This window comes from Pseudomonas sp. Fl4BN1 (assembly GCF_009908285.1).
In the GTDB taxonomy this organism is placed as follows: domain Bacteria; phylum Pseudomonadota; class Gammaproteobacteria; order Pseudomonadales; family Pseudomonadaceae; genus Aquipseudomonas.
In genome coordinates, this window is record NZ_JAAARM010000155.1 from 1 (window position 1) to 379 (window position 379).

General features: G+C 54.6%; 1 pseudogene. It reads right to left on the bottom strand.

Annotated features, from left to right (window positions below):
- Positions 1-159: 159 nt before the first annotated feature.
- Positions 160-379: pseudogene (locus GV818_RS34015) on the bottom strand (carbamate kinase); the annotation flags it as partial.

Consider the following 379-nt stretch of genomic DNA (forward strand, 5'->3'; position numbering starts at 1 on the left):
GATAAGATGCGTCAAGCATCGCATCATGCATTGTGCACCAATTGCCGGATGCGGCACCGGTTGTAGGCCTGATAAGACGCGTCAAGCGTCGCATCAGGCACAAATGTCTAATGCCTACGACTACAGCGAAATACAGGTCCCCGCTTCGCCCGCCAGCGTCTATTCAATTCGCGATAACGCCCCAATCCACGCGGGTTTACCACGGCTTCTGACATAACCACTCACCGCCGTTACATTCGGCCCCATCGAACCATCGGCTTTGGCAAATGGCGCTAACTCATCCGGTGTGGCATGGCGAATGGCACGTTGCTGCGGCGTTCCCCAGTTTTCATATACCGCATCAGCATCGGTGAGGATCACCAGTCCATCTGCATTAATC